This is a genomic window from Nitrosomonas sp., from assembly GCF_019752095.1.
Taxonomy (GTDB): domain Bacteria; phylum Pseudomonadota; class Gammaproteobacteria; order Burkholderiales; family Nitrosomonadaceae; genus Nitrosomonas.
In genome coordinates this window covers 75,327-101,795 of record NZ_JAIEMO010000014.1, presented here as the reverse complement: position 1 = coordinate 101,795, position 26,469 = coordinate 75,327, and the positions used below count along the sequence as shown (strand labels likewise).

The 26,469-nt window shown below is 47.1% G+C and carries 27 protein-coding genes; 9 read left to right on the top strand and 18 right to left on the bottom strand.

The features are described 5' to 3' along the window. Positions 1-653 precede the first annotated feature (653 nt). The 4 genes from rdgB to K2Q13_RS06225 form a co-directional block, all read right to left on the bottom strand. Positions 654-1,259: an RdgB/HAM1 family non-canonical purine NTP pyrophosphatase gene (gene rdgB, locus K2Q13_RS06240; protein WP_292920048.1), complete on the bottom strand. Its 606-nt coding sequence runs from the start codon at positions 1,257-1,259 to the stop codon at positions 654-656. A gap of 7 nt (positions 1,260-1,266) precedes the next feature. Beyond that, positions 1,267-1,989 carry a ribonuclease PH gene (gene rph, locus K2Q13_RS06235; protein ID WP_292920046.1) on the bottom strand — a complete coding sequence of 241 codons (723 nt, stop codon included), beginning with the start codon at positions 1,987-1,989 and terminating at the stop codon, positions 1,267-1,269. 27 nt (positions 1,990-2,016) lie between these two features. After that, the gene (gene map / locus K2Q13_RS06230; protein ID WP_292920044.1) at positions 2,017-2,823 is read right to left on the bottom strand and encodes a type I methionyl aminopeptidase; all 807 of its coding nucleotides are present in this window, start codon (positions 2,821-2,823) and stop codon (positions 2,017-2,019) included. A 62-nt stretch (positions 2,824-2,885) separates the two neighbouring features. Next, a complete protein-coding gene (locus tag K2Q13_RS06225) occupies positions 2,886-3,479 on the bottom strand; it encodes an SPOR domain-containing protein (protein WP_292920042.1) in 594 nt (197 codons plus the stop codon). Positions 3,480-3,618: 139 nt separating this feature from the next. Here K2Q13_RS06225 and K2Q13_RS06220 point away from each other — a divergent pair, with 139 nt between their 5' ends. After that, the gene (locus K2Q13_RS06220) at positions 3,619-4,296 is read left to right on the top strand and encodes a c-type cytochrome (protein WP_292920040.1); all 678 of its coding nucleotides are present in this window, start codon (positions 3,619-3,621) and stop codon (positions 4,294-4,296) included. Between the two features lie 124 nt (positions 4,297-4,420). On the opposite strand, the gene hemL is transcribed toward K2Q13_RS06220, so the two are convergent. Genes hemL through K2Q13_RS06205 form a run of 3 tightly spaced genes read right to left on the bottom strand, consistent with a single transcriptional unit; the run spans position 4,421 to position 7,230 of the window. After that, positions 4,421-5,701 (bottom strand): glutamate-1-semialdehyde 2,1-aminomutase, encoded by a 1,281-nt coding sequence (gene hemL, locus K2Q13_RS06215; protein ID WP_292920038.1) that lies wholly within the window; start codon positions 5,699-5,701, stop codon positions 4,421-4,423. A 49-nt stretch (positions 5,702-5,750) separates the two neighbouring features. Continuing rightward, entirely contained in the window at positions 5,751-6,362 is a 612-nt protein-coding gene (thiE, locus tag K2Q13_RS06210; RefSeq protein WP_365725397.1) for a thiamine phosphate synthase, read from the bottom strand. Between the two features lie 4 nt (positions 6,363-6,366). Next, positions 6,367-7,230: a hydroxymethylpyrimidine/phosphomethylpyrimidine kinase gene (locus K2Q13_RS06205; RefSeq protein WP_292920034.1), complete on the bottom strand. Its 864-nt coding sequence runs from the start codon at positions 7,228-7,230 to the stop codon at positions 6,367-6,369. Between the two features lie 52 nt (positions 7,231-7,282). Here K2Q13_RS06205 and K2Q13_RS06200 point away from each other — a divergent pair, with 52 nt between their 5' ends. Both K2Q13_RS06200 and gloA read left to right on the top strand, forming a co-directional pair. Next, complete coding sequence (locus K2Q13_RS06200) at positions 7,283-7,471, top strand: rubredoxin (protein ID WP_292920032.1); 189 nt, start codon at positions 7,283-7,285, stop codon at positions 7,469-7,471. Then, entirely contained in the window at positions 7,472-7,867 is a 396-nt protein-coding gene (gloA, locus tag K2Q13_RS06195) for a lactoylglutathione lyase (RefSeq protein ID WP_292920030.1), read from the top strand. 38 nt (positions 7,868-7,905) lie between these two features. On the opposite strand, the gene K2Q13_RS06190 is transcribed toward gloA, so the two are convergent. Both K2Q13_RS06190 and apaG read right to left on the bottom strand, forming a co-directional pair. Then, the gene (locus K2Q13_RS06190) at positions 7,906-8,610 is read right to left on the bottom strand and encodes an SAM-dependent methyltransferase (RefSeq protein WP_292920028.1); all 705 of its coding nucleotides are present in this window, start codon (positions 8,608-8,610) and stop codon (positions 7,906-7,908) included. Between the two features lie 57 nt (positions 8,611-8,667). Next, on the bottom strand, positions 8,668-9,051 hold the full coding sequence (gene apaG, locus K2Q13_RS06185) for a Co2+/Mg2+ efflux protein ApaG (RefSeq protein WP_292920026.1): 384 nt from the start codon (positions 9,049-9,051) through the stop codon (positions 8,668-8,670). A gap of 155 nt (positions 9,052-9,206) precedes the next feature. Between apaG and rpe the strand changes: the two genes are divergently transcribed. The 3 genes from rpe to trpE are packed head-to-tail and all read left to right on the top strand — an operon-like array spanning position 9,207 to position 12,132. After that, the gene (gene rpe / locus K2Q13_RS06180; RefSeq protein ID WP_292920024.1) at positions 9,207-9,884 is read left to right on the top strand and encodes a ribulose-phosphate 3-epimerase; all 678 of its coding nucleotides are present in this window, start codon (positions 9,207-9,209) and stop codon (positions 9,882-9,884) included. 41 nt (positions 9,885-9,925) lie between these two features. Beyond that, entirely contained in the window at positions 9,926-10,651 is a 726-nt protein-coding gene (locus K2Q13_RS06175) for a phosphoglycolate phosphatase (RefSeq protein ID WP_292920022.1), read from the top strand. Between the two features lie 8 nt (positions 10,652-10,659). Next, the gene (trpE, locus tag K2Q13_RS06170) at positions 10,660-12,132 is read left to right on the top strand and encodes an anthranilate synthase component I (protein ID WP_292920020.1); all 1,473 of its coding nucleotides are present in this window, start codon (positions 10,660-10,662) and stop codon (positions 12,130-12,132) included. Positions 12,133-12,198: 66 nt separating this feature from the next. Here the strand turns inward: trpE and K2Q13_RS06165 are convergent, their stop codons facing one another. Continuing rightward, positions 12,199-15,045: a BPTD_3080 family restriction endonuclease gene (locus K2Q13_RS06165; RefSeq protein WP_292920018.1), complete on the bottom strand. Its 2,847-nt coding sequence runs from the start codon at positions 15,043-15,045 to the stop codon at positions 12,199-12,201. A gap of 9 nt (positions 15,046-15,054) precedes the next feature. Next, a complete protein-coding gene (locus tag K2Q13_RS06160) occupies positions 15,055-18,135 on the bottom strand; it encodes a site-specific DNA-methyltransferase (RefSeq protein WP_292920016.1) in 3,081 nt (1,026 codons plus the stop codon). A gap of 298 nt (positions 18,136-18,433) precedes the next feature. On the opposite strand from K2Q13_RS06160, the gene K2Q13_RS06155 reads away from it, so the two are divergent. Then, on the top strand, positions 18,434-19,159 hold the full coding sequence (locus tag K2Q13_RS06155) for an RNA methyltransferase (protein WP_292920056.1): 726 nt from the start codon (positions 18,434-18,436) through the stop codon (positions 19,157-19,159). A gap of 104 nt (positions 19,160-19,263) precedes the next feature. Here the strand turns inward: K2Q13_RS06155 and argB are convergent, their stop codons facing one another. Beyond that, positions 19,264-20,166: an acetylglutamate kinase gene (argB, locus tag K2Q13_RS06150; RefSeq protein ID WP_292920014.1), complete on the bottom strand. Its 903-nt coding sequence runs from the start codon at positions 20,164-20,166 to the stop codon at positions 19,264-19,266. 65 nt (positions 20,167-20,231) lie between these two features. Beyond that, on the bottom strand, positions 20,232-20,738 hold the full coding sequence (locus tag K2Q13_RS06145; RefSeq protein WP_292920012.1) for a chemotaxis protein CheW: 507 nt from the start codon (positions 20,736-20,738) through the stop codon (positions 20,232-20,234). Between the two features lie 100 nt (positions 20,739-20,838). On the opposite strand from K2Q13_RS06145, the gene K2Q13_RS06140 reads away from it, so the two are divergent. Beyond that, positions 20,839-21,414, top strand: a complete 576-nt coding sequence (locus K2Q13_RS06140) for a BON domain-containing protein (protein ID WP_292920010.1) — start codon at positions 20,839-20,841, stop codon at positions 21,412-21,414. Between the two features lie 22 nt (positions 21,415-21,436). Next, positions 21,437-22,813 carry an FAD-linked oxidase C-terminal domain-containing protein gene (locus K2Q13_RS06135; RefSeq protein ID WP_292920008.1) on the top strand — a complete coding sequence of 459 codons (1,377 nt, stop codon included), beginning with the start codon at positions 21,437-21,439 and terminating at the stop codon, positions 22,811-22,813. A gap of 95 nt (positions 22,814-22,908) precedes the next feature. Here the strand turns inward: K2Q13_RS06135 and cyoE are convergent, their stop codons facing one another. The 5 genes from cyoE to K2Q13_RS06110 all read right to left on the bottom strand — a co-directional run bounded on the left by cyoE (position 22,909) and on the right by K2Q13_RS06110 (position 26,454). Then, positions 22,909-23,802, bottom strand: coding sequence for a heme o synthase (gene cyoE / locus K2Q13_RS06130; protein ID WP_292920006.1), 894 nt, complete (start codon positions 23,800-23,802; stop codon positions 22,909-22,911). Positions 23,803-23,878: 76 nt separating this feature from the next. Next, positions 23,879-24,400: a hypothetical protein gene (locus K2Q13_RS06125; protein WP_292920005.1), complete on the bottom strand. Its 522-nt coding sequence runs from the start codon at positions 24,398-24,400 to the stop codon at positions 23,879-23,881. A gap of 28 nt (positions 24,401-24,428) precedes the next feature. Further along, complete coding sequence (locus tag K2Q13_RS06120; RefSeq protein WP_292920003.1) at positions 24,429-25,151, bottom strand: SURF1 family protein; 723 nt, start codon at positions 25,149-25,151, stop codon at positions 24,429-24,431. A 200-nt stretch (positions 25,152-25,351) separates the two neighbouring features. After that, positions 25,352-26,209, bottom strand: a complete 858-nt coding sequence (locus K2Q13_RS06115; protein ID WP_292920001.1) for a cytochrome c oxidase subunit 3 — start codon at positions 26,207-26,209, stop codon at positions 25,352-25,354. A 35-nt stretch (positions 26,210-26,244) separates the two neighbouring features. Then, a complete protein-coding gene (locus K2Q13_RS06110) occupies positions 26,245-26,454 on the bottom strand; it encodes a DUF2970 domain-containing protein (protein WP_292919999.1) in 210 nt (69 codons plus the stop codon). Between the last annotated feature and the right edge of the window lie 15 nt (positions 26,455-26,469).

Below are 26,469 nucleotides of genomic sequence, written 5' to 3'. Positions count from 1 at the left end.
AAATACAGCGTAGGCATTAACGCGAGATTTCCACTTAAGATATGGGTAAAACTGTCCAATCAAGTGCGGCCACCTCTTTCTTCGCATCCATGTTTCGCAACATCAAACAGAAATTATAACTGAGAAACCATCACAGCCAGAGGATTCCAAGCGGCCTAACTCCGCTTGCGGATTTCAGGCATTGGTGCTGAGACAAACTAAATTAGGTGATTCATTTTGGATATTCCGGCGGTTGTAGAAGAGCACGTTTGACAATGTCAGCGACCGATTGCGGGGCAATGCTTTTGTTTCGACAATAGGACGACGCAATCCAGTCAGACAGCAGCTTTGCCCCTTTGCTTGCATTGCAGGAAACGCAACACAGAGCAATGTTTTCTCTTGTCACGATCCGTGCATCGTTAGTGATGTGCTCCCACGAGGCCTTTGACTTTCTGGTACTACACCAACCAAATTGAATACCGCAATAAACACAGCATATGTCTCTTGCAATAACTTCACTCTCTAACCAATCTGGGATATTCCATCGGTTCATTGTGGGTCAGTCCTTCGCTCAATGTCCAGACTTAACGGGATCAGGTCCATAACTAAGAGTTTTTTGTTTTTGCAAAGAATCACTCTGCGGGATCGAGGAAATTTTGTAGGATGATAGTTATTTAAAATTTCCCGGCGCGTAAAATGGCAACCAGCTGTGCCAGCGCTTGGCCGCGATGGCTAATGTGGTTCTTTTGTTCCGCGGTTAATTCAGCGGCAGTTTTGCCAAAATCCGGCACAAAAAAATACGGATCGTAACCAAACCCGCCCTCACCTCTGGGTTGATCAACGATTTCACCGTGCCACGATCCGTCGACGATGATCGGCTGCGGATCATCGGCATGGCGCAGCAGAACGATCACGCAATAATAATAAGCACGCCGATCGGATTGATTTTTCAGCGCTTCGACCAATTTCCGGTTATTGCGTTCATCCGACTTCGGCTCCCCGGCATAACGCGCCGAAGAAACACCGGGCGCACCATTCAACGCACTGACACAAATCCCTGAATCATCCGCCAAGGCTGGCAACCCGGAGTAGCGGCTGGCATGACGCGCTTTGGTCAAAGCGTTTTCAACAAACGTGCCGTAGGGTTCATCCACTTCGCCTGCATCAAAATTAGATTGCGGCACCACTGCAATGGCCAACGGCTCAAGTAATGCGCTAATTTCACGCAACTTGCCCTGATTATTGCTCGCGATCACCAGCCGCTTCAGTGTATCTATCATTAGGAGATTATTTTGGCAGCAAAACTTCTCTTTGCAGCGCAATCAACTCCTGAATACCCTGTTGCGCCATATCCAACATCGTATCCAGCTCTTTGCGACTGAAAGCGTTTCCTTCCGCAGTGCCTTGCACTTCGACGATACCTAGATTCCCGGTCATCACCACATTCATATCCGTATCACACGAGGAATCTTCGGCATAATCCAGATCCAGCATTGGCACGCCTAGATGAATGCCAACCGAAATCGCCGCGACATGATCCGTGATCGGCGAGGTTTCAATGAGTTGCTGATAAATCAATTTCTCGACCGCATCGTGCAGCGCTACAAACGCCCCGGTGATACTGGCCGTGCGCGTGCCGCCATCGGCCTGGATTACATCACAATCAATTTGAATGGTACGTTCTCCCAATTTTTCTAGATCCACCACGGCTCGCAACGAACGTCCAATCAGTCGCTGAATTTCCATGGTGCGCCCAGATTGCTTGCCTTTTGCCGCTTCGCGCTGCATCCGGGTATTCGTCGAACCCGGCAACATGCCGTATTCGGCAGTCAACCAACCTTGTGCCCGGCCTCTGAGAAAAGGAGGGACTTGCTCGCTGATACTGGCGGTGCAGATCACTTTGGTATCACCGAACTCAACCAATACCGAACCATCGGCGTGCTTGGTGTAATGGCGAATTATTCTGACCGGACGGATTTTCGCCGGTGTACGTTGATGGCTTCGTATCATGGCTGGCATTTTATCCCGAATGAGAATCTAGTTAGAAAAACGATAAGCGGGTTTACCCGGAGTGCCTGCAGATACGGTTAGAACGTCATAACCCTCTGCAGTTACCAAAATGGTATGTTCCCACTGTGCTGACAAGCTGCCATCTTTGGTGGTAACGGTCCAGCCATCCGGCAGATGGCGAATGGCCGCTTTACCTGCATTAATCATCGGCTCTACCGTAAAGATCATGCCTGGCTTCAATTCCATTCCGGTTCCGGGCCGGCCATAATGAAGCACTTGGGGATTTTCATGAAACTTGGCGCCGATTCCATGCCCGCAAAATTCCCTGACCACACTATATCCCACGCCTTCCGCCAGTTTCTGAATGGCATGCCCAATATCGCCCAGATGCTTACCCGGCTTTATTTCATCGATACCTCGCCACATCGCTTCAAAAGTAACCTCACATAAACGCTTCGCTTGGATAGAAGGTTCTCCAACGTAAAACATCCGGCTGGTGTCCCCATGATATCCCTCATAAATCACGGTAATATCAATATTAATAATATCTCCATTTTTTAACTTCTTTTGTCCAGGAACACCGTGACAAATCTGATTATTCACCGACGTACAAATCGATTTTGGATAAGGCGTATGCCCTGCAGGCGCGTAATTCAAGGGCGCAGGGATTGTTTTTTGCACATCGACCATATACTGATGACACAGCGTATCCAGCTCCTCAGTGGCAACGCCTGCCACGACATGAGGTGTGATGTAATCAAGCACTTCCGCTGCCAGTCGTCCTGCAACGCGCATTTTTTCTATTTCTTGCGGTGTTTTTATCAGTACCGTCATTATTAAATTATTTGATTATTGAGTGATAAATTCTGAAATATCATTAATTCTTGCTGGGTATATTATAAGCGCTCACACTTGCCTTGAACTAATTGCGTGTCATCAAATTGCTCAACTAATTTTTGCATCTGCTCCTTGATCGTTTGCGTCGGATTATGAATGATTATTTTCCTTAGCAAAACACTACGATCTTCTATCTTAGCATTGGCAACACCTTTTTTCTCGGTCTCTCTTAACTGTTTCAACGCATCTTTTTGATCATAAAACATACCCAAAGAAATTGCATTCTTCCATTGCGTTTCATCTTTGACACGAAAACTAACAACACCAAGATTTCTTAATTTGTTAATTTCACGATTGGCAGCTTCTTTATTCGGGAATGGTGAAATATATAACCAAAACATAGTGGTATTACCCGATTCCTCCAGGCTATAAAGCAGCTCAGGGAATAATTCCGATAAAACTGTCAGAGCATATTGTATTTGCTCTTCGTAAAAATCACTCCAAATCAAGCAACTTTCATGTGCCGAAACTAATACTATCTTTTCAGGATTTACTTGGCTCGGCATGAGTCTATTTCGCTCTTCAGAAAAGAGCTGATTGCCTATCACATAGGTTATATTCACTAACAGTAAAATAATAAAGATTATTTTCATTGAAAAATAAAATATTATAATTAACAAAGATCAGCTTAATTTTGTTGTTAACGTGGTTATGCCTTGTTAAAATACGCTGTTATTTTTCTAACATGTCTAGCAACTTTTGAAAGACCTTTTAAAAAACGGAATAAGAAATATGAAAATGATTAAAATGATGATAATGCTCGCAGCATTTGCTATGGTTGCGCCAATTTCGGCTGAAACCACAGAAGATGCTGCTCCGGCTGATGCTCCAGTTACTCCTGCTGATGCTCCGGCCGCTCCTGCCACAATTGAAGAAATTGCAGCGGGTGTATGCGCAGGTTGCCACAATGCAGATGGTAACAGCGTTATTCCAATGAATCCTATCTTGGCCGGTCAGCATGCCGAGTATATCACCAAGCAGCTGATGGATTTTAAAGCAACCGGCGATGAACCGCCCAAACGCAATAGTCCTGTCATGTCCGCCATGGTAGCAGCGCTGTCACAGGAAGACATGAAAGAGCTTGGCGCCTATTATGCCAAACAAAAAACCATTCCAAGCCAAATAACAGCCAGTGAAAGACTGCTTGAAGCAGGCAAAATTATTTACCTCGGTGGAAACATTGAGAACGGCATCCCAGCCTGCGCTAGCTGCCATGGTCCCAATGGCTCCGGAATTCCGCCACATTACCCTGCACTAGCAGGACAACACGCCGAATACACACTGACGCAACTGGATCTGTTTAACAAAAGTGAGCGCGCCAATGACAATGAAGTCATGTTACAAGTAGTCAGCCGCATGAGTGCAAACGAGAAACGAGCTGTATCAGCTTATATTTCTACGATTCGTTAATTTAATTATCGAGAGTATCGATTAAAAGGTGGCATTCGCCACCTTTTTTAACTTTCACTTTATACAAATCAATAAAGCACCACGCCGCAAGCGACGAGGAATTAAATCCGGCAAAGATTAAACATTACCAGTCCTTAAATATTTTCTCTGCCGCAGATAATGTTTTTTCCAATTCATCGTCTCCATGCACCGACGACACAAAACCTGCTTCAAATGCCGACGGAGCAAAATAAATACCTTCCTCCAGCATGGCATGAAAGAATCGGTTAAAGGCTGATTTGTCGCATTGCATCACCTCGGCAAAGCTGCCGGGTATATTTTTATTAAAATACAATCCAAACATACCGCCAATAGATTGCGCACAAAAATCAACCCCATGATTTTTAGCTATAGAGGTAACACCATCGACCAATTGCTTCGTTCTGTTGAATAATTGATCGTAAAAACCAGGCGCTTGAATCAACTTTAACGTAGCCAATCCCGCTGCAACGGCCACCGGATTACCGGACAAAGTACCCGCCTGATAAACCGGACCCAGTGGCGCCAGGCACTGCATGATATCGCGACGTCCGCCAAATGCCGCCATCGGCATGCCACCACCGATGACTTTGCCCAATGCAGTCAGATCAGGTTTGATCTGGTACAATCCTTGCGCGCCCCCTAGCCCGACACGAAATCCCGTCATCACTTCATCAAATATTAATACACTGCCATTTTGCGTACAAAATGTCCGAAGCTTGGTCAGAAAATCAGCTTGTGGCGCTATCAGATTCATATTGCCGGCAACCGGCTCGACAATCACCGCAGCGATCTCTTTGCCCCATTGGTTGAATGCGGCTTCAATGCCTGCTATGTCGTTGTAGTCCAGAACAATCGTATGACCGGCTGTTTCCGCCGGCACCCCGGCGGAACTAGGATTACCGAAGGTTAATGCACCCGAACCCGCTTTAACTAACAAGGAGTCATCGTGACCATGGTAGCAACCTTCAAATTTAATGATTTTACTTCTGCCGGTAAATCCCCGCGCCAAGCGGATAACGCTCATGCCTGCTTCGGTACCGGAGCTCACTAATCGCACCTGTTCAATGGATGGAACCAATTGACAAATCAATTGCGCGATTTCCAGTTCCGCCTCAGTAGGTGCGCCAAAAGTTAAACCATTCTGTGCCGCAGTCTGAACCGCCTTAACGACTTCCGGATGCGCATGACCCAAAATCAAAGGACCCCATGAGCCGACATAATCGATGTACGATTTACCGTCTGCATCCCAGAAATAGGCACCTTCGCCGCGTTGAAAAAAAACCGGCTCACCACCCACCGATTTAAACGCACGAACTGGAGAATTAACGCCGCCGGGAATATATTGCTGAGATTGTTCAAATAATTGATGATTACGTGAAGTCATTTAGTTACTCATAAAAAGAATTGATAAAGATAACCCGGATTCAAATGTATTACAGATTTTGTGTAAATAAGTGCGCATATTGCGCTGCTCTAAGCTTAATATTTTTAGCCTGATACAAATCGCTACAAACGGCAATGGCATCACATCCGTTATCAATCACCATTGCAGCCGCATTGGTCAACTGGATTCCGCCAATCCCGACAATTGACGTTGTTACCGTTCGCCTTGCTTGATTGATCAGACTCATCGAAACCGGTGTCGCATCCGGTTTGGTCACTGAAGGAAAAAAAGCGCCGAAGGCGACATAATCAGCCCCTTGTTTTTCTGCTTCAATCGCCAGATTCAGATTGTTATAACATGATGCGCCAACAATTTTTCCTTGCTTCAACAATTTTCGCGCATCGGATACTGATGTATCGTCCCGCCCCACATGCACTCCGTCCGCATCAATCTCTATTGCAAGATCAATATGATCGTTGATAACTAGAGGAATTTCATACTTGCTGCACAACTGCAACAATAAGCTGGCTTGCTTCTTACGTAAAACGTTATCTGCTGATTTATTGCGATATTGAATACACCCCGCCCCACCCGCTAGAGCTTGTTGCGTCTTATCCAACAGATCATGGGTATCCTCAGAATCAGGAGTTATCGCATACAACCCTCTAATCCTCCGGCTTTTCAACGACCGCACCGACATTTTCGTCTTCACTATCTGCAATATCTTTAACCCAGAAAAGCCGGTTGGGAATATATTGCCCCATACCGGGACGGAACCCAGCTTGCAGTGCATGCCAGGTATAATCCTGCGCTTCTATTACACTTTCACTAATGGATAATCCATTGGCTAACGATGCGGCGATCGCCGATGCCAGCGTACAACCCGAACCATGATAAGTATGTTCAAGCCGATTCCACTGATCTGATCGCACCATGCCATCAATGTCAAACAAGGTATTCGTCACCTTCGCTGTATTCTCGTGCGTGCCGGTTATCAATACATATCCACATCCCATATCCAACAATCGATGCGCACAAACATTCAAATCCAATCTGCTTTCATTACCGTCACTATCCAGCTGCGCTAGATGTCTTGCCTCCAAACTATTGGGCGTTAATATCGTAACCTGCGGCAACAATAAATCACGCATCGCATCAATCATTTCTTCGTTAGCGAGCTCATCCCCGCGTCCGGAGGTCAGTATGGGATCCATCACTAAAGGGATATGAGGGTAATCAGAAATGACTTCCGCGATAGCAGCAATATTTTCAACGCTACCCAACAAACCAATCTTAAACGCGTGAACCGGCATGTCTTCCAACACGGCTCGCGCTTGGTCTACAACCCATTCGGAATCCAGCGGCATTACTTCATCTACGCCTGCTGTATCCTGGACAGTTATAGCCGTCATGACGGACAATGGATGACAACCCAAACTGGCGATAGTCAACATATCCGCCTGCAGACCTGCCCCGCCACTAGGGTCATTGGCAGCAAAAGAAAGTACGATTGGGGGTGGCTGTAACATGCATTAATACCGTAAAATATCATTTTAACCTAAAAGGACACTGCTATCTATCATGCCTACCGAAGAAAATGGTCAATATAATCGTTATATGTGCTTAATTTGCGGCTACATCTATGATGAAGCCTTAGGTTCCCCAGATGAGGGCATTGAACCGGGTACGCGCTGGGAAGATGTGCCAATCAATTGGACCTGCCCGGAATGCGGCGCGCGTAAAGAAGATTTTGAAATGGTAAAAATTTAAATGCGTATCCTACATACGATGCTGCGAGTCGGAAATCTCGAACAATCACTGGCGTTTTATTTACAAGTTTTAGGAATGAAATTACTCCGCCGCAAAGATTACCCGGATGGCAAATTCACTCTCGCTTTTGTAGGTTACCAGGATGAAGCTAATGGTACCGTACTGGAACTGACGCACAATTGGGATACACCTTCTTACAACCTGGGCGAAGGTTTTGGTCATATTGCTATTGAGGTTGAGGATGCTTATCAAGCCTGCGAGAACACCAAAAAAATGGGTGGCAAAGTAACCCGTGAAGCTGGCCCGATGAAGCATGGCACGACAGTCATTGCATTTATCGAAGATCCCGACGGCTACAAAATAGAATTTATTCAGAAAAAACATCCAGATCAATAATCACTCAGATTGCCGGGTAACATCCATACTGAAATCAGCTATCCCTGCAATAAAAAAATTGCCGGTATTTTATTGATGTCTGGCAGAGAGCGTCGCCATTCTTTGATCGATTTAGTTGCAATCCTTTCACGGACAAATGTCAGGTCGGTTGCAACGCACAAGTCGGTATTGTCATTGCACACTTTGACGAGTTGCTCGAGCAATTTCTGGTTACGGTAAGGGGTTTCAATGAAGATCTGCGTTTGCTGCAGATTGATCGATACTTTTTCCAGTTCTAATATTTTACTCGCTCTGGCTACGCTCTCAACCGGCAAATAACCATGAAAGGCAAATCGTTGCCCATTTAAGCCTGATGCCATCAACGCTAGTAATATAGATGATGGCCCGACCAAAGGCACGACAGGAATATTTTTTTTATGTGCCAGCCTGACAAGTCCGGCTCCAGGATCCGCCACTGCCGGGCAACCCGCTTCGGACAGCAAGCCCACATCATGCCCAGCCAAAATTGGATCCAGCAAAGACAACAAATCTTTTGCCTGCGTATGCTCATTCAGGGTCTGCATATTTAATTCCTGCAGAGGACATTTGCAATGCAACTGTTTCAGAAATTGCCTCGCCGTCTTAGGATGCTCAACGATAAAATGAGAAATTTCCGCAACACATTGTTGCACTGCCGCCGGCAACACCCAAGCGATATCGGTTTGACTGATTGGCGCCGGAATCAAATAGAGCTTACCTGTCATTGAAATGATGAAAGCTTTGAAGCATCACACGTAACACCAGAACTAAAATCAGCCACACTAATGCAGCGTTCTGGGAACACTCAGGATAAACTCCGGTATGGCCACATCAAAATGAAAACCATCTTCAGCCGCCATCTGGTAGCTTCCTTTCATTGATCCAACTGAAGTAGAAATCACCGTTCCACTGGTATATTCAAAGCTATCACCCGGCTTGAGCAATGGCTGTTCGCCCACAACGCCCAACCCGCGCACTTCCTGAGTAGTGCCATCACCGTTATCGATAATCCAATGCCTGCTGATAAGCTGAGTTGCCACTGACCCCTTATTCGCAATGGTAATGGTATAAGCAAACACATGCCGATCCGATTCTTCATCCGACTGATCGGGCAAATATATGGTACGAACATTGATATCAATTTCATACTTCTTCTCTTCGGTCATCTTTTTGTTCCAAACTGTTTTACGTTTTCAACAGTAGTTTACCAAGAAACAGCTGTATGATTATTGGAAATATTATCCATTAACAATCACTCTTTTACGCGCAGCCTGTCATTTGCGGTTAAAATAACGGATTTGAATATTAAGAGGTTATTTCCATGTACCGTCTAGCACCCAGCATTCTTTCTGCTAATTTCGCCAAATTGGGTCAAGAAGTCACCGATGTGATTGATTCAGGCGCAGATATTATTCATTTTGATGTAATGGACAATCATTATGTCCCCAATCTAACCATTGGCCCCTTGGTTTGCGAAGCTCTTCGCCCAGTCACTGATGCAATTATCGACGTGCATCTGATGGTACAGCCTGTAGATCGCATTATTCCTGATTTTGCCAAGGCTGGCGCCAATATCATCTCATTTCATCCGGAAGCCTCAAATCACATTGATCGCACCATCGGATTAATTAAAGAACAAGGCTGCAAAGCAGGATTAGTGTTTAATCCTGCCACACCATTGCACTATTTGGATCACGTGCTCGACAAACTGGATCTAATTTTGATCATGTCGGTCAATCCAGGGTTTGGCGGACAGAAATTCATACCTGAAGCACTGAACAAACTACGCGCCGTCAGAAAGCTTATCGATGCGAGTGGCAAAGACATTATGCTGGAAATCGACGGTGGCGTGAAAGTGGACAACATTGCCGAAATCGCTCGTGCCGGTGCCGATACTTTCGTCGCTGGTTCTGCGATTTATCAGGCTCGCAATGACTCTGATCCACATCGATATGACAGCGTCGTTGCTGCATTCCGGGCTGAGTTAGCCAAAGCTTAATCAACCACAACTTTACGAAAATATCGCTTTCCACTATTCCAATGAATCATATCTCTTCTGGCAACACAGCTTCAGCTAAAAAAATAACATCTCCAATAGCGATCAAGGTCATCATGATTGATCTGGACGGCACATTGCTCGATACCGCTGAAGACCTCGCCTTATCCGCAAACCTGATGCTGAAGGATCTGGGCATGCCAGAACAATCGACAGCAACGATTCGCTCCTATATCGGGAAAGGCATACAAAAACTGGTCAAACGCACATTAACCGGGCAACTGGATGCAGAACCCGATGCCGCTTTGTTTGCCAAAGCATTGCCGATTTACGAACAACATTACGCCAACAATTTGAGTGTAAATACGCGCCCCTATCCCGGTGTTGTCGAGGGCATACAAGCCTTGCAGCAAGCCGGCTATAAATTGGCCTGCATCACTAACAAAGCTGAAGCATTCACCATACCGCTGCTGCATGCGACAGGATTATTTGAAAAATTTGAGATCGTTCTGTCAGGCGATAGCCTCCCCAAGAAAAAGCCGGACCCCATGCCGCTCATACATATTTGCAAGCACTTCGATGCGCAACCGCATGAAGTGTTGCTGATCGGCGACTCATTGAATGATGCGATCGCCGCCCGAGCAGCCGGTTGCCCTGTATTCTGTGTACCCTATGGTTACAATGAGGGGCGCGATGTGTACGAACTGGATTGCGACGCGATCGTCGAGACGCTGCTGGATGCATCAAAACTGGTTAAAAGAATCGCTTAGAAACAAGAATGACCGAAGCCGAATTCAATCAGCTCGCGCAGCAGGGATACAATCGTATTCCCATAGTTCTGGAAACTTATGCGGATCTTGATACCCCTTTATCGATTTACCTGAAACTGGCCAACCAACCCTATTCCTATTTATTGGAATCGGTACAGGGTGGCGAGCGCTTTGGCCGGTTTTCGATTATCGGGCTACCGGCAACAACGCGCATGGTGGTGCACGAAGACACGATCACCATAATAAATCACGACGCAGTCGAAACCGTCACGGTTAGCGACACCCTGGCCTATATCGAATCCTATCTGGCGCGATTTAAAGCCGCTCCGTGCCCGGCCGGAAATTCCCGCTTCTGTGGTGGACTGGCTGGCTACTTCTCATACGATACTGTGCGCTACATCGAGCACAAACTTAAAGGCCACACCAAGCCGGATAGCTTGAATACACCGGATATCTTGTTGTTATTGTCGGAAGAACTGGCCGTGGTAGACAACCTCTCCGGCAAACTCTATCTGATTGTTTATGCCGATCCGGCGCAGGAAAATGCTTATCAAACCGGACGTCAGCGGCTCAAGGCTCTGCTGGCAAAGTTACGCCAGCCGGTAACGATCCCAACCGAACAAGGCGTTACTTCCGGCGCTGCCATTGCGGAATTTCCTGAAGCAGCGTTCAAAGCCGCTGTTGAGCGGGCCAAGCGCTATATTTATGATGGCGATATCATGCAAGTGGTGTTATCGCAACGCACCAGCAAACCCTACACCGCATCGCCGCTGGCGCTCTATCGCGCACTACGCAGCCTCAACCCTTCTCCCTATATGTTTTTCTACCATTTTGATGATTTTCATGTTGTCGGCGCATCGCCTGAAATATTGGTGCGCCTGGAAGGCGACACGGTCACTGTGCGCCCGATTGCCGGCACGCGTCCGCGGGGCAAAACCCCCCAGGAGGACGCCGCATTGGCAGCCGATCTGCTAGCCGACCCGAAAGAAATAGCCGAACACGTCATGCTGATGGATCTGGGCCGCAATGATATCGGTCGTGTGGCACAAACCGGAACCGTCAAAGTCACGGAAAAAATGCAAATTGAAAATTATTCCCATGTCATGCACATCGTATCCAATGTGGATGGCAAACTAAAACCGGAACTCAGCGCGATTGACGTGCTGCGCGCCACGTTCCCGGCCGGCACTGTAAGCGGCGCACCCAAAGTGCGCGCGATGGAAATCATTGACGAACTGGAAGTCTCCAAACGCGGCGTGTATGCCGGAGCAGTCGGCTATCTTGGATTTAACGGTGATATGGATCTGGCCATTGCGATTCGCACCGCTGTGATCAAGGATGGCCAACTGCACGTGCAGGCAGGTGCGGGCATCGTTGCTGATTCAATCCCTCAAAACGAATGGATAGAAACGCAGAATAAAGCCAAAGCTATTTTGCGCGCGGCAGAACTGGCCGAGAATGGATTGGATAGTAAAATCTGAAAGCACCTCGCGATTACTTGCTGCTAACTCAGTATAAACTCGTTTTTTAGATGAGTGCTCTCATCGCTAAAGGTCAATACCCGCATGCGTGAGCAACACATCCCGCGTTCTTGAAGGCTCAAACACCACATCAAAGCACCACTGACCAAAACCGCCCTGCTCATTCACTGTTTTGATCCAGATTGCCATTGCTGCACGCTTGACTTTGTTTTGCTCGTTGTCCACGCCTTTGACTTCCAGCACCAGTGTTTTGCCATTATTTAGCCGGATCAGATAATCCGGTACAAAATTGCGTGAAGAACCGCGCCATAAATAGCGAATGACAAAATCCAAGTGATCATTTTTAGCCCACGCCACCACTTGTGGAGCTTTCTCACAAAGATCCGCCACAACTTTTTCCCATGCACTATCGTATACCGCATGACTAATTTGTGATTTATCAGTAGCCAGACAAGGTCTGGTTGTCATCCAGGGCCGCATCTGCGCTGTAGAACCAATCGGATACGTTTCATCAAATATCGCTTCAAGCTTTTCGACATTCTGCGCGCTGATAAATCGGTTCACATGTCCGACCACGGTATCCATGTTCAATGCAAACAATATCTGCTTACGTGTGGGGTCTTGATGCCACAGACTTGGAATATTGAGCTTCTCGCTTTGCAGAAATGCTTCAACGATATGAATCAACTGGATCGCAAGAAACTGCTTATCACCACTGAAACTGTCCGCGCTTTGCAAATACAATTTTCTCGCTGCGCGGAAGATTATATTTTGTAAACGAAAATCCTCCACGGCTTGTTCCAGATCAATCTCCGATGCCATCGCCAGATTGGCAAATCCGGTCAATGATGGCGCCACTTCGGCATTCAACGGTGTTTGCATGGGATCTAACGTTAACGACTCAGTTTTCTCCCAATCCAGCGTCAGTTCCTGCTTCAACACATGATCAATGCGCTGAATATTGGGCCAGCGGATTTCCAGGTGATTGCGATCCGGCTCCACCTCGACGCGCACACTTGGTTTGGGTGGACGCAACTCGATTTCACTGTTATCACTGATTTCCTGAAATATTGATAATGGCACGCCAAAAATATTAACGTACTCCGGCAGCAACAAACCATCTTGGTCCATGTCATACGCCACGCGTCGCAAACCGCGCCCGATCACCTGCTCGCACAGCAGTTGACTGGTAAACGCGCGCAACCCCATGATGTGGGTGACATTCGCAGCATCCCACCCCTCTGACAGCATGGCCACCGAAATTACATTCTGCAATTGCTGCCCCGGTTGTCCGCGTTTACCTACAGTATCAACCAAAGCCCGCAACTGCTCCTGTTGCTTGAGAACCAGCAAAGCCTCAGTCTTGTCGGACGGCAAGCCGGCAGCTTGAATAATCGCCGTCAATCGCTGCTCGTAGTCGGCATCTTTAGTCACCGACTCACCCCGTTCGGCTTTTTCCAGCACGCGCGAATCGACCCTTAACGTTCTCTCCGGTGCTTGCGTACTTTTGATCAAACAATCGCCACTGTTGAAGAATTTTTCGATACGCGCCGCCGTTTCGGTACGATTGCAAACAGTCAGCAACACGGGCGGGATGGTATGCCCGCTATCCGCCCAGGCCTGCGCTGTCTCGCGCCAGTCATACGTCAGGATGGCATAGGCTTTTTGCACCAGGTCCGGTAAAGGATCAGTAACGGCTGCTTTACGATTTAAATCCTGACTGACTTCAACTTCACGATACAAATGGTACAGCTTGCTGCGATAGCTTCTGGCATTCGGCAATGCATCATCGCGCACCACAATGCGCGGCGTTTTAACCAACCCCGCCTCAATCGCATCATTCAAGCCAAAGTCCGAAATAATCCACTCGAACAAACCGGCCTCGGTATTGGTCTTGCCTGTGGGTGCGAATGGTGTCGCCGACAGATCAAAGCAGCGGCGAATGCGTCGGGTTTTATGGATGCGATCCAGACCGTCAATCCAGCGCGTCGCCTCGTCCAGATCAATCCCCAATTCTTCCGCTTCTTTCTTGCTGACTTTCAATTCCGCCGGTTTACGGTAAGCATGATGCGCTTCATCGTTTATCACGATCAGATCCTTGTACGCCGCCAGCTTGCCCAGCACACGGCGGGTAAACGCTTCATCGCTTTCCCGGCCTTTTTTAACCACCGATCGATCCTGTTCTTTCAGCGCCATCAAGGTATGCCAGTTTTCAATCAGCAACTCGGTCTGATTGAGCCGCTGCCGCATGGCTTCGTTCGGGCACAGGCGGAATTCGTCATAGACATTCTTGTCATGCCCTGGGTACAGCACCTGCAAACGGCTTTTGACCGTCAGCCCCGGCGTCACAATCAGTACGGCTTTGGAAAAACGAGGATTCTCGGGGTAGTGCAGCGCATTTAACACTTGCCAGGTGATGATCAATGCCATCAGCGAGGTCTTGCCCGAACCCGTCGCCATTTTGTTGCAAATGCGCTCCCACGGCCCGCCGTCGCCCGGCAGGAAAATTCCCTGCTTATAGTCTTGCGGTGCTTCCAGCCACCAGATCAGCGCCTCAATCGCTTCCAGCTGGCAAAAATAAAAAGGATATTGCCGTGGCCCGCCGCTCCAGCGTTTCTCGTCACTGTCCCATTCGCCGCGATCAAACCAATGCTCCAGTAATTGCCGCGTGACGCTGGTCACGCCGGGCCAGCCGGCATCACGCCAGCTATCCAGGCGCTCTCGAATGGCATTGACGCGTTCCAGTTTTTCCACGCGCCGCGTGTTGGTACGCGTGTCATACAATTCATACGCCGCCGGACGGCGCCCTGGCTGGATACTGAGCAGTTTGCCGTTTTCATCCTGATCCCAGTAGCGATCCGGCTTGTGATACGGCGAATTGATAATCAGCGAAGATTGAGGTTTGTCACGCATGACCGTGTGTTACTCCCGATCCAGATGAATCACTTTGAGCGATTCGATGCCGCGATCATCGACGATCTTCACCGCGATACATTCGTTCTCCCCGGCGGCAAACGGCAGCGACACGGTGCCGTGAAACTGTTCCAGCAATTCTCCGTTGAGTTCGGCACGGATATCCTTGCGCAATTTGTGCCACCCGTCCTTGGCCCCCGCCATCGGGAAAAACACCTGACGCGGAAACAGCGAGCGATTGTCGTAATCGGTATCCAGCGCCCACATCGCGATATTCTTTTGGCCGCCGGATTTCAGTTCACCGGTTTTAGTATCAAAATAATCAAAACCGCGCACTTCAACTTGATAGCAATCGTCCTTGACTTGCCTGACTAGCACATCCGGTTGCCCCATCAACCAGAACGACTCATTGCTGGCGCGCCCCTTCTTCAGATCTTCGGTCAGCAAATCAGTATTCATCTGCACTTTCAACGCCATGATGCCCTTGATGTTGTCGATATCCTTGGCGGCCTCCGGATCAAAGGTAAAGGCGCAGAACACCAACATCTTCGGTAATGGAAACAATCCACCCGCTTCGCGCATGGCGATTTCCACCTGGCGCTGTTCCAATGCCGCATGTTCCGGCCCAAAGCTCACCGCCACTTTGTCGCCGCTCTCGTCCACCGTGCCGACGGCATGGATATATTTCGCTCCCGGCAACGGCGTCAAATCGACCAACTGAATTTTCTGCCCGCCTTTGCCGCGAATTCCCGCCTTGAGCAATTCATCGCGCCATTGCGCATGCCGTGACGTCGCACCTGAGCGCGCCACCGCCACATCCGCTTGTTTCGATTGCTCGACTTCATCCAGCCCAAGCACTGTGGCAAACGGCACCGCCTCCACCGTGAACGGGCCGGTAATGCGCAGTTTGTTTTTGGATACGGCAGGCTGGTCATACAGAATTTCAGAATCCGCATGCGCGGCGATTGAATCATCCATTTGCTTTTGCATCGTCTGTCGCGCAGCGTGGAAGGCATCGAAGGGTTTTCTGGCAGCTTCCGACCAATCAGCGGGAAACTCGAACGGCACTTGCCACTCTTTCAAGCCGTCATCATTTCCACTTTGATCTTGATCGTCTCGCCCACTTTTCCCCTGATCGTCATGCCCGCGCAGACGGGCATCCACACCCTTTGCCGAATCACTGGATTCCCGCCTGCGCGGGAATGACGGCGCATCGGAAAGGGCGACATTCAACGCCGCCAGCGCACTTTCAACCGCCGGATGCATGCGCGCATAAATCTCGTCGATATCGGGATTATTGGCGATGGATTTTAGCGTGACGTGCGGCACGGTTTTGTAGATGAAGCCGCTGCGCAAGCCTTCCTGTGGAAATTTCAGGGCATAATAGTCATAGCTTGCGGTCATCAGTCGCTGCTTGGCCAGCGTCACGGCTACGCGCGACGTGTCACAGGTAATCCAGCGACGTCCCCACTTTTCGGCAACGTAAGCAGTAGTACCGGAACCGCAGGTGGGGTCGAGTACCAGATCACCGGGATCGGTGGTCATTAAGAGGCAGCGTTCAATTACTTTCTGATTCGTCTGAACAACATATATTTTATCCTTTGCACCAGCGACATCTGCCCATAGATTACCGACAACTGAAGCAGGGAAATCTTTAGAAAACTTGACATATCTGATACTTGTTTTACGAGCCAAGATACGGTTAGCCAACACTAATCTACGATAGCCAATTTGCGATGTTGACCATGTGCGGTTTCTTGATAGCTCATAATGCTTTCCTTCAAACTCAAGGGAAAACATTTCATGTTCTCTAGCTGGCCGATTTGAGGTCAACGAAACATCTTGAAACTTCTGGTCTGAACCAAATCTCACATGCTCTTTCTCGTAAGAATCAGAAATATTGTTATCCACATCATCAAAATCCTTTAGTAAAGGTTTGAATTTTTTCACAAGTCCTTCTCGATTTTTTGTATACCAAACCAAGTAATCACTAACAGGTGATAAAAGGTTACTTGTCTGAGCCCCAGTTTTCTTAACAGTAATAACGCTCACAAATCCTTTGATCCCAAACGCTTCGTCAAGAAGATTTCTAGTCAAATGCAAATTTTCATCTGAAATCTGCACAAACACACTTCCCGATTCGTGCAACAGTTCCTTCGCCAATAACAACCGGTCGCGCAGATAAGTCAGATACGAGTGGATGCCCAATTCCCAGGTATCGCGAAACGCCTTGATCATTTCCGGTTCTTGAGTCAAATCTTCATCTTTTCTGTCTTCCACTCTTTTTTCACTTACAAACGGCTGAAAGTTGGAGCCGTATTTGATGCCGTAGGGCGGGTCGATATAGATCATCTGCACCTGCCCGGCCATGCCTTCCTTCTGCAACAGCGAATTCATCACCAGCAGGGAATCTCCGGCGATGAGCCGGTTTGACCAGTCGCGCTCGTGTTTGTAAAAGTCGATCGCCTCGCGTAACGGCAAGTTCTCAAACGGCGCATGAAACAAATCCGGCTGAATAGCGGCGCCGCTTTTTCCTTTGCCTTCTTTCATCTTTTTCTGCACTGCCGCCAGAATGGTCGCCGGGTCGATCCGTTCATGCACATGCAGCGACACGGTATCGACAGCAAAGCTTGTGCGCTCGGCTTTGCCGGCCCAGTTCAGATACGGTGACTGCATGCGCTTGAGTTGCTCCAGCGCCGATTGCATCCGGTCTTTGTCACCCGATGCCAAAGCGTCGTCAATCAGGTTCTCAATCGTGGAACGGTGACTGTCGAAATTGAGCGCAGGATCGATGTGCGGATCGTATTGCCAGAGCGTTTTGCCTTCCACGCCATCCGAGTGCGTATCGACCATGCCGACATGCGGATTGTTGGTGCGTTTGTCGTCATGGCGGTAACTGAGCACTTCCGATTCCTGATTCTTGGCATTTGTGCGATCCGGCGCCGGTTTTGCGGCTGATGGTTTTTTAGCGGTCGCCGAGCCTTGTGGTGCCTGCTGCAATTCAAGCGAAAATTCATCATCGAGCATGGTTTCTTGCTGTGGCTTTTGGTTTGCGCCATTGCCTGCCTTCTTGTCTTGGTTCTCTGCCATGATTGCGTATTAATTTCCTGATATGAAGTAAGGCGCACCGCCATTGACCCCATGGATTCTACCAGTGAACAAACGCTTAGCGTCAGCGTTTTATTGAGCCAATTAACCGTCTTCTGTCATTCCGAGCAAGGTGAAGAACCTTTGCGCGTGAGCAATAAGATTTCTCGCTATGCTCGAAATGACCGGTATTGAAAGGTGCCTTAGCTCCTTTGGCTGGATGGTTCTGTTAGAATCAGGCTCATTGCCGCATGGATTACTCTCAGATGTTATACGTTTCTTTTCAATTAGATTCACCCACATGAATACACTTTCCCCACTTGATAACGTTCGCATCATCCTCAGCCACACCAGCCATCCCGGCAATATTGGTGCGGCGGCGCGGGCGATGAAAACGATGGGGTTGAGTTCGCTTTATCTGATTAATCCCCGGCTTTTCCCGGATAAAGCAGCCGATGACCGTGCGGTCAGTGCACGCGATATTCTGGAAAAAATAAAGGTCTGCTCTGAACTAGATGAAGCGCTGGAAAGCACCGTGCTGAGTGCCGCAATCACCGCGCGTCCGCGCGGTCTATCGCATGATATTTTCAATGCGCGGCAGGGTGCGCGGGAACTATTGCGCTATGCGCGACAGCAGCCGGTGGCTTTGCTATTCGGCGCGGAAACTTCCGGCCTGACCACAGCGGAGGTGAGCAAATGCCAGATGATCATCCACATTCCCGCCAATCCGGAATTTTCTTCTTTAAACCTGGCAAGCGCTGTGCAGGTGATGGCGTATGAGTTGCGCATGGCGCTGATTGAACATGAGGAGCCTATCCCCCCAATTGGATCACCGGCCAATTTCAATGAGCTGGAATTATTCTATGCGCATCTTGAGCAAGTTATGATTGCCAGTGATTTCCTCGATCCGCAAAAGCCCAGGCTATTGATGCAGCGCATTCGCCGATTATTTGGCCGCGCGCGGTTGGAGAAAGAGGAAGTGCAGATTCTGCGGGGTATTTTGACCGCTTTAGGTAAGCGTTGGTAAGTGTGATGTGTGTTGCGCTTGAAGAAAATCCCGTTAATGCACGATTGTCATTCCGGACAAGATGAGGAATTTGTGTAGATTTTTGGCGCTGCTCGGAATGACAGTTAAGTGAATTCTTCCTGGTTTTCTTTGATCAACGTGCCGACGCCCTGATCGGTCAGAATTTCCAGCAGCAGCGCATGTTCCACGCGCCCGTCAATAATATGGCAGGATCTAACGCCTTTCTTGACGGCATCCAGCGCCGACCCAATTTTTGGCAGCATGCCACCTGAAATGGTGCCATCAGCGAATAATTCATCGACTCGCTGCGCTGTCAAACCTGTCAGCAGGTTGCCATCCTTATCCAGCACGCCGGGTATGTTGGATAACAGAATCAGTTTTTCCGCTCTGAGAATTTCCGCCAATTTACCCGCGACCATATCGGCATTGATATTATACGATTCACCTTCGGCACCCACGCCAATCGGCGCGATAACTGGGATAAAATCCTGCGTGTCGAGTAGCGCGATGAGCGTCGGATCAATCGATTCAATTTCACCGACCTGCCCGATGTTAATCCATTTGCCTGCGGTTTCGCGATCCGCCATCAGCATTTTTTTGGCACGGATAAAAGCGCCGTCTTTGCCCGTCAAGCCGACGGCTTTGCCACCATGACGATTGATCAGATTCACGATATCCTTATTGACCGATCCGCCCAGTACCATTTCAACCACATTCATGGTTTCGTCATCGGTTACGCGCATGCCCTGGATAAATTCGCCCTGCTTGCCGACGCGCTTGAGCATATCGTTAATTTGTGGACCACCACCATGCACGATCACCGGGTTCATACCGACCAGTTTCAACAGCACGACGTCACGCGCAAATCCGTGTTTGAGATTTTCTTCCACCATCGCATTGCCACCGTATTTAATCACAATGGTTTTGCCATGAAAACGCTGGATATACGGCAAGGCTTCGGCCAGAATTTTAGCTTTGTTTTTTGCTGTTGATTGGGAAATCGTCATGTTTCTTTAGATCTCTATTCAAAAAATTTCAAATAAAAACGTATTGGCACGGGATCAGGCAGCTATCACTCACGAGCGATCTGCAAAAATTTCTCCTCACGGATTAAAGCAAATAAGCTCAATTCCTGCCATAAACGGCCTTCCGTATCCTTGTACTGTTTAATAACGCCTTTGGGCAGTTTCTTCTTGGCAGTTCTGGTAGAGGTAAATTCAGATAAATTTCTGATTCCTAGCATGCTGTTTACGATGAATCCGCCATACAGCTTATCACCGGGCGACGCCAATAATATTCGCGATTTTTGATTGAACGGCATGGAATCTTTTCCCAGATATACACCTAAATCTGTAATCCCGTAAAGATTACCGCGTACATTAGCCACACCCAGGAACCAGGGTTGCGTCAGCGGAACATGTGCCAATTTTGGTATCGGTATGACTTCACTGACCTCTGCCATCGATATCAAATAGCGCTCCTCACCCACTGCAACGCCGAGCACCGCTGATGAGGTTTCGCCGTTACCCGTGGTTACTCTAGTTTGGTTGATTGTTTGCTGCGATTCTTTTGTACTCATGTTGTTTGTTAACCCGTGCTTTGGCTAACGGATTGTTCGTCATCAGGCTATTTTACTGTATTATCAGGCATGAAAATTTGAATTCTGTGGAGTTAATCAAATGAAATATCTCAATTGGCAGTGGCTGCCTCTTTTACTATGCTTTCCATTTTTAACAGGCTGTCCTTTGTATTCAGTAAGCACGGCTTCAGGATCGAATTCGTATATCTCTGAAGATCGTAGAACCAGCGGTATTTTTATTGAGGATGAAGGTATCGAACTCAAAGCTTCACGGCGTATTCATCAACAATTTGGTAATAGCGTCCACATTAATGTGACCAGCTACAACCGGATCGTGCTATTAACCGGAGAAGCACCTACCGAAGCTATCAAGACGAATATTGAAAGACTAGCCATGGGTGTTGATAATGTGCGTCGCATCCACAATGAAATTGCCATTGCCGGTAACACTGCATTGTCATCCCGCAGTCATGACACGCTACTGACTTCCAAAGTGAAAGCGCGTTTCCTGGCTCAACGTAAGTTCCAGATCAATCACGTCAAAATTGTTACTGAAAATGGCGTTGTGTACTTGCTCGGAATGGTGACGCGCGAAGAAGGCGATAACGCCGCCCAGATTGCCAGTTCTACTTCTGGTGTACGCAAGGTTGTTAAAGCATTCGAATACCTTAATTAATGCTTCCAAGTTAGTTTTTTCCATGCTGCCCGCTAACTTGGTCGCCGAGCTACAACGCGCGTTTCCATCCGATCGCTTCTATACCGATCCGGTGGATTGCTATTCTTATGCCTATGACAATAGTCGCAAGATTTTTCCGCCAGACGCTGTGCTATTTCCCTTAACCACGGAAGAAGTGTGCCATATTGTATCCTTGTGCAATCAGTATCATGTCCCATTGATTCCCCGTGGCCGCGGTACCGGCACAGCAGGCGGCAGCTTACCAGAGTTTGGCGGTATCGCCTTATCGCTGGAACGCATGCTGAACATCATCTCGGTTGATCCCGCCAATCGAGTAATCGTGGCGGAGCCTGGCGTTTTGAATCAAACCGTGCAAGATGCTGCCAAGCCGCATGGTTTTTTCTGGCCACCGGATCCTTCAAGCGCGCAATTTTCGAGTATTGGCGGTAATATTGCCACCAGTGCAGGTGGGCCGCATGCCGTGAAATACGGCACCACACGTGAGCATGTTTTGGGCTTGAAAGCCGTGACCGGTACGGGAGATTTAATTACAACCGGCTGTTACACTACCAAAGGCGTAGTCGGCTATGATTTAACTCGGCTATTGATTGGTTCCGAAGGAACGCTGGCTGTTATTACCGAGGCTACTCTCAAACTCGCAGCACTTCCCAGTGCTGTCGCTGGTATTACAGCACATTTCAGCGATCTCTCAAGTTGTACCCATGCCATTGTCAATATTATGGCACTTCCGCAACTACCAAGCGCACTTGAATTTCTGGATGCTGGATCACTCAATCTCATTCGTGGCCGCTATCCGGATATGTTGCCGATGAATACCCATGCCATGCTGATGATTGAAGTCGATGGCTTTGGCGAAGACATTACCACTTCAATTGCCGCCATCCTGGAAGCATGTCGCAGCGATGGATTAATTCGCGCACAGCAAGCCAACGATACGGCAGCACTGTGGCAAGCACGCAAAGCCTTATCACCGTTGTTGAAGGAAATTGCCCCGAAGAAAATTAACGAAGATGTAGTAGTACCGGTAAACACCTTGCCGCAATTTCTAGCAGGCCTGACAAAACTTAACGATCAGTATCAATTACATAATGTCAATTTTGGCCATGCAGGCAATGGGAACATTCATGTCAATCTGTTAATCAATCCTGACGATGCAGAAGAAGTGGCTCGTGCTGAGCACTGCCTGGATGAAATATTTGATTTAGTGATCAGACTGCGCGGCACACTATCGGGCGAACATGGTATCGGCAGCGAGAAGCGTGCTTTTGTGACGAAAGAGATTGATGGTGTAACGTTGGACTTAATGAGAAATATTAAACAGCTATTCGATCCAAACAACATTTTGAATCCGGGAAAATTATTCCCAACTAAGACTTAAACTTTGACTTTTATTTCTGCGTTTACAATACCTGGATTATTCCAATTTCCCGAGCAAGTATTGTAAACGCAGCATCAGCTTCTTATTACATTAATCTAGAAAAAGAAGTAGTGATCTACCAATAACGCGACAAACAGTAGCGCCAGATAAAGGATTGAATAACGGAATGCATCTCGTGCCAGCTGATCACTGTAGTTACGATAAATTTCTATCGCGTAGTACATAAAAACACCATTAAGCAGAATAGAACTGACTAAATAAATCAAGCCACTCATTTGCGTAATATAAGGCAACGTAGTTACCAAACACAAGATAATGGTATATAGCACTACATGCAATTTTGTAAATTGATCACCGTGGGTAACTGGCAACATAGGCATGCCAATTGAGGCGTACTCTTTTTTTCTATAGAGTGCAAGGGCCCAAAAATGCGGCGGTGTCCAAGCAAAAATAATTAGAAATAACAACAGTGCATCACTAGTAACATCTCCGGTTACTGCAGCCCATCCCAATACCGGAGGCATTGCGCCTGATGCGCCTCCAATAACAATATTTTGTGGCGTTAGAGGTTTCAGGATCACTGTGTAAATAATGGCATACCCCACAAATGTTGCCAATGTTAGCCACATTGTTAGTTCGTTTACCCAGTAGTACAGAATGAATAGACCTAATCCGCCAACCAGTAGCAGAAAGAACAAAGTTTCGGGAACGCTTACTTTCCCTTGTGGCAATGGCCTACCTTTAGTACGTGCCATTACAGCATCCATTTTTTGCTCTACAAGACAATTCAAAGCGGCAGCAGCACCTGCCACTAATGCTATGCCTAGAGTAGCTAATAACAAAATATCGACTGGTACGGCGCCTGGAACAGCCAAAAACATTCCGATTACCGCTGTAAAAACAATCAACGATACTACGCGAGGTTTTGTCAATCGATAAAATTGATTAATTCGCGAAGCCGTTTCATGCCAAGCTATACTGGTAGCCATGTCATTATCTCCTATGTTTATTCTTAAATATTTTCATTGTCTTGTAGCACCCTGCTAGCGCAGGACGCATTAAGTGTTAGTGTTCGATTTGTGAAACGTGTAGCAACCGCTTCAAATCGTGGCCCATTTTGGTGCCATCCACATCCTCAGGGAAACGCATCATTAAATTTCCGATTGGATCAATTAAATAGATATGCTTTGTTTGCGTTTCTTGAGTCTCTATATACCCGAGTATTTCGCTATCTTTTGCACTGACAAAGTAAGTGCCTTCATATTGCTTAATCAATTCATCGTCTGGTCTAACATCGTCATTGATTAACCAGAGACGCTCAATTCTATGCTTTTCCTTACCTTGTACTAAGCGCACTTGACGCATGAAATAAAGTTTTTTAATGCAAGCTTCGTCACATTGCCCAGAATCCACCGTTACCAGAACCCATTTACCATGAAGATCTTTCATGCGAAGGATAGTATTATCATTCTGATTAGTGCCTATTCCTGCGACTTTGACAATAGGTATCAAATCGCCATAGTGTGTGCTTTTTGGCCTATATTCCGTAAAAAACAAGACATATGACACAATTACCGGAGCAGACATTAAAGCCAGCAATAATAAGAACTTACGTCTATTTGACTTCTGTAGTTGTACGTTTGACATTCAATATTATGAAAATAACTATTGTTGTAATTGCTAATGAAAACCATTGTACTGCATAGCCAATATTTTTCGATGCGCCGGAGTCTGGCTTATCCCATGATCGCTTCAAACCGTCTTCAATTGCATCTTTTTGTAAGATCATAATGGGTTGCATTCTCAAGCCCGTTATTTCTTGATATCTATCCAGACTAAATCTGTTCCAAACTGGCCCTTCCTCTATTGCGCCAGAAATTTCAAAAGTTCTTATCTCTGGTGATATCACCGTGCCAGTAATTATGACATCTCCCGGATCTGTTGTAATCAGAGGTAAAACGGATCTGTCATTCCCAGTTGCTATCCAACCTCTATTGATCACCACGTGCAGTGAGCTATTCTTGATTTTCAATGGGCTAAGAACGTGATATCCAGCGCGCCCCTGATAGGTTTTATTGTCCAGAAATATCATATGATCTGCGAGATATTCACCGCGTATTTCAACATCGCGATATTGATAATCAGCTAATTTAACTGGGCTTCCCGGCAAAGTAACCACAGGTTGCGTCGCATACTTTTCTAGTTGCTCATGCTGCATACTTTTCTCATCAGCTCGAGACAATTGCCACTTACCTAACTCGACAAAAATTGTTACAAACAAAATAGTCAGTACAATTGACCATAATTTTGGTTTAAAGCGGTATCCCATTACAATCATTTTTATCTACTTAAGTACTTGAGATGTACTGCTTTGTCTGATTAGGTTCTTGCAACGAATAAGCTTCTGAAATTAGGGTAAAATTCTTAATAATTCACTTGAACCTTTAATTGATTCCAGCTTCGCTGGCAACTTGGACGATAAACCTATATTTCCTAAGTTTCGTAAAGCTGGAATCTTGATTCTGCGGTATCGGCTACTTACATCAGGTAAACAAATATAAACAACCCCAACCATACCACGTCAACAAAGTGCCAGTACCATGCCACGCCTTCAAAACCAAAATGATTCTCCGGTGTAAAATGTCCTGCGGCACTGCGGAAATAAATCACGATCAGCATGATTGTACCAATTGTCACATGGAAGCCATGAAACCCTGTCAGCATAAAGAATGTAGAACCGTATGCGCCGCTAGTCATTTTCAGATTAAGATCATTATAAGCGTGCACATATTCATAAGCTTGGCAGCCAATAAATAATGTACCCAAAGCTATCGTTGCCAACAGCCACAGTTTTAACCCGTCACGTCTATTTTCCTTCAATCTCCAATGCGCTATCGTACATGTAACACCTGAAGTTAAAAGTAACAACGTATTGAAAGCAGGCAATCCCCATGCTCCCATCGGTGTAAAGGCTTCATGTTCACCAGGGCCGGAGGTTGGCCATGCACCATCATAAGTAGTCCAGAATTCATTTCCTAACGCAGAACTTTCAGCTTCCAACCATGGTATGGACAAATTTCGCATGTACCATAGTGCACCAAAAAATGCACAAAAAAACATCACTTCCGTCAAAATAAACCAGCTCATTCCCCATCGAAATGATTTATCGACTTGTTGATTATATCGTCCACCTTCACTTTCTCTGGCGACAGTACCGAACCATCCAAATAACATATAAATCAGGATAGCAAAACCGATTCCTAACAAGCCGTAACCAAGCTCAATTTTATTCATGGTTAGGGCGGCACCTGATCCCAAAAATAATACCGCGGTCGATCCAATGATCGGATACATCGACGGCGCTGGGACATAATAGTGTCCAGACTCTTGACTCATTCTTATCTCCTCCAACTTTATGATTTATTCAATTTCTAACTAAGAACCAATTTCACCAACAACATCACACCCAGCACAAAAAGCAATCCTCCAATAATTCCACCTACGACGACATGAATTGGTTTCAATATTGCCGCATCATTCTCAAGACCACTCTTTTTGCGAATTCCTATAAAGGCAGAAAATACTGCCTTAGCAATTTGCCAAATACTTACGCTAGTTTGTTTTTCAGTAACTTTATCCATACCTTAGCTTCCTTA

Coding starts and splice junctions, on each gene's coding strand:
- K2Q13_RS06110 (WP_292919999.1), bottom strand. CDS start 26,454: ATGGATAAAGTTACTGAAAAACAAACTAGCGTAAGTATTTGGCAAATT.
- argB (WP_292920014.1), bottom strand. CDS start 20,166: ATGACGATTTCCCAATCAACAGCAAAAAACAAAGCTAAAATTCTGGCC.
- K2Q13_RS06115 (WP_292920001.1), bottom strand. CDS start 26,209: ATGAGTCAAGAGTCTGGACACTATTATGTCCCAGCGCCGTCGATGTAT.
- K2Q13_RS06205 (WP_292920034.1), bottom strand. CDS start 7,230: ATGTTACAGCCACCCCCAATCGTACTTTCTTTTGCTGCCAATGACCCT.
- K2Q13_RS06135 (WP_292920008.1), top strand. CDS start 21,437: ATGCTGCCCGCTAACTTGGTCGCCGAGCTACAACGCGCGTTTCCATCC.
- gloA (WP_292920030.1), top strand. CDS start 7,472: ATGCGTATCCTACATACGATGCTGCGAGTCGGAAATCTCGAACAATCA.
- K2Q13_RS06200 (WP_292920032.1), top strand. CDS start 7,283: ATGCCTACCGAAGAAAATGGTCAATATAATCGTTATATGTGCTTAATT.
- K2Q13_RS06120 (WP_292920003.1), bottom strand. CDS start 25,151: ATGATTGTAATGGGATACCGCTTTAAACCAAAATTATGGTCAATTGTA.
- trpE (WP_292920020.1), top strand. CDS start 10,660: ATGACCGAAGCCGAATTCAATCAGCTCGCGCAGCAGGGATACAATCGT.
- rph (WP_292920046.1), bottom strand. CDS start 1,989: ATGATACGAAGCCATCAACGTACACCGGCGAAAATCCGTCCGGTCAGA.
- rdgB (WP_292920048.1), bottom strand. CDS start 1,259: ATGATAGATACACTGAAGCGGCTGGTGATCGCGAGCAATAATCAGGGC.
- K2Q13_RS06175 (WP_292920022.1), top strand. CDS start 9,926: ATGAATCATATCTCTTCTGGCAACACAGCTTCAGCTAAAAAAATAACA.
- rpe (WP_292920024.1), top strand. CDS start 9,207: ATGTACCGTCTAGCACCCAGCATTCTTTCTGCTAATTTCGCCAAATTG.
- K2Q13_RS06160 (WP_292920016.1), bottom strand. CDS start 18,135: ATGGCAGAGAACCAAGACAAGAAGGCAGGCAATGGCGCAAACCAAAAG.
- K2Q13_RS06145 (WP_292920012.1), bottom strand. CDS start 20,738: ATGAGTACAAAAGAATCGCAGCAAACAATCAACCAAACTAGAGTAACC.
- K2Q13_RS06225 (WP_292920042.1), bottom strand. CDS start 3,479: ATGAAAATAATCTTTATTATTTTACTGTTAGTGAATATAACCTATGTG.
- hemL (WP_292920038.1), bottom strand. CDS start 5,701: ATGACTTCACGTAATCATCAATTATTTGAACAATCTCAGCAATATATT.
- K2Q13_RS06190 (WP_292920028.1), bottom strand. CDS start 8,610: ATGACAGGTAAGCTCTATTTGATTCCGGCGCCAATCAGTCAAACCGAT.
- K2Q13_RS06140 (WP_292920010.1), top strand. CDS start 20,839: ATGAAATATCTCAATTGGCAGTGGCTGCCTCTTTTACTATGCTTTCCA.
- map (WP_292920044.1), bottom strand. CDS start 2,823: ATGACGGTACTGATAAAAACACCGCAAGAAATAGAAAAAATGCGCGTT.
- K2Q13_RS06125 (WP_292920005.1), bottom strand. CDS start 24,400: ATGTCTGCTCCGGTAATTGTGTCATATGTCTTGTTTTTTACGGAATAT.
- K2Q13_RS06165 (WP_292920018.1), bottom strand. CDS start 15,045: ATGCGTGACAAACCTCAATCTTCGCTGATTATCAATTCGCCGTATCAC.
- apaG (WP_292920026.1), bottom strand. CDS start 9,051: ATGACCGAAGAGAAGAAGTATGAAATTGATATCAATGTTCGTACCATA.
- K2Q13_RS06155 (WP_292920056.1), top strand. CDS start 18,434: ATGAATACACTTTCCCCACTTGATAACGTTCGCATCATCCTCAGCCAC.
- K2Q13_RS06220 (WP_292920040.1), top strand. CDS start 3,619: ATGAAAATGATTAAAATGATGATAATGCTCGCAGCATTTGCTATGGTT.
- cyoE (WP_292920006.1), bottom strand. CDS start 23,802: ATGGCTACCAGTATAGCTTGGCATGAAACGGCTTCGCGAATTAATCAA.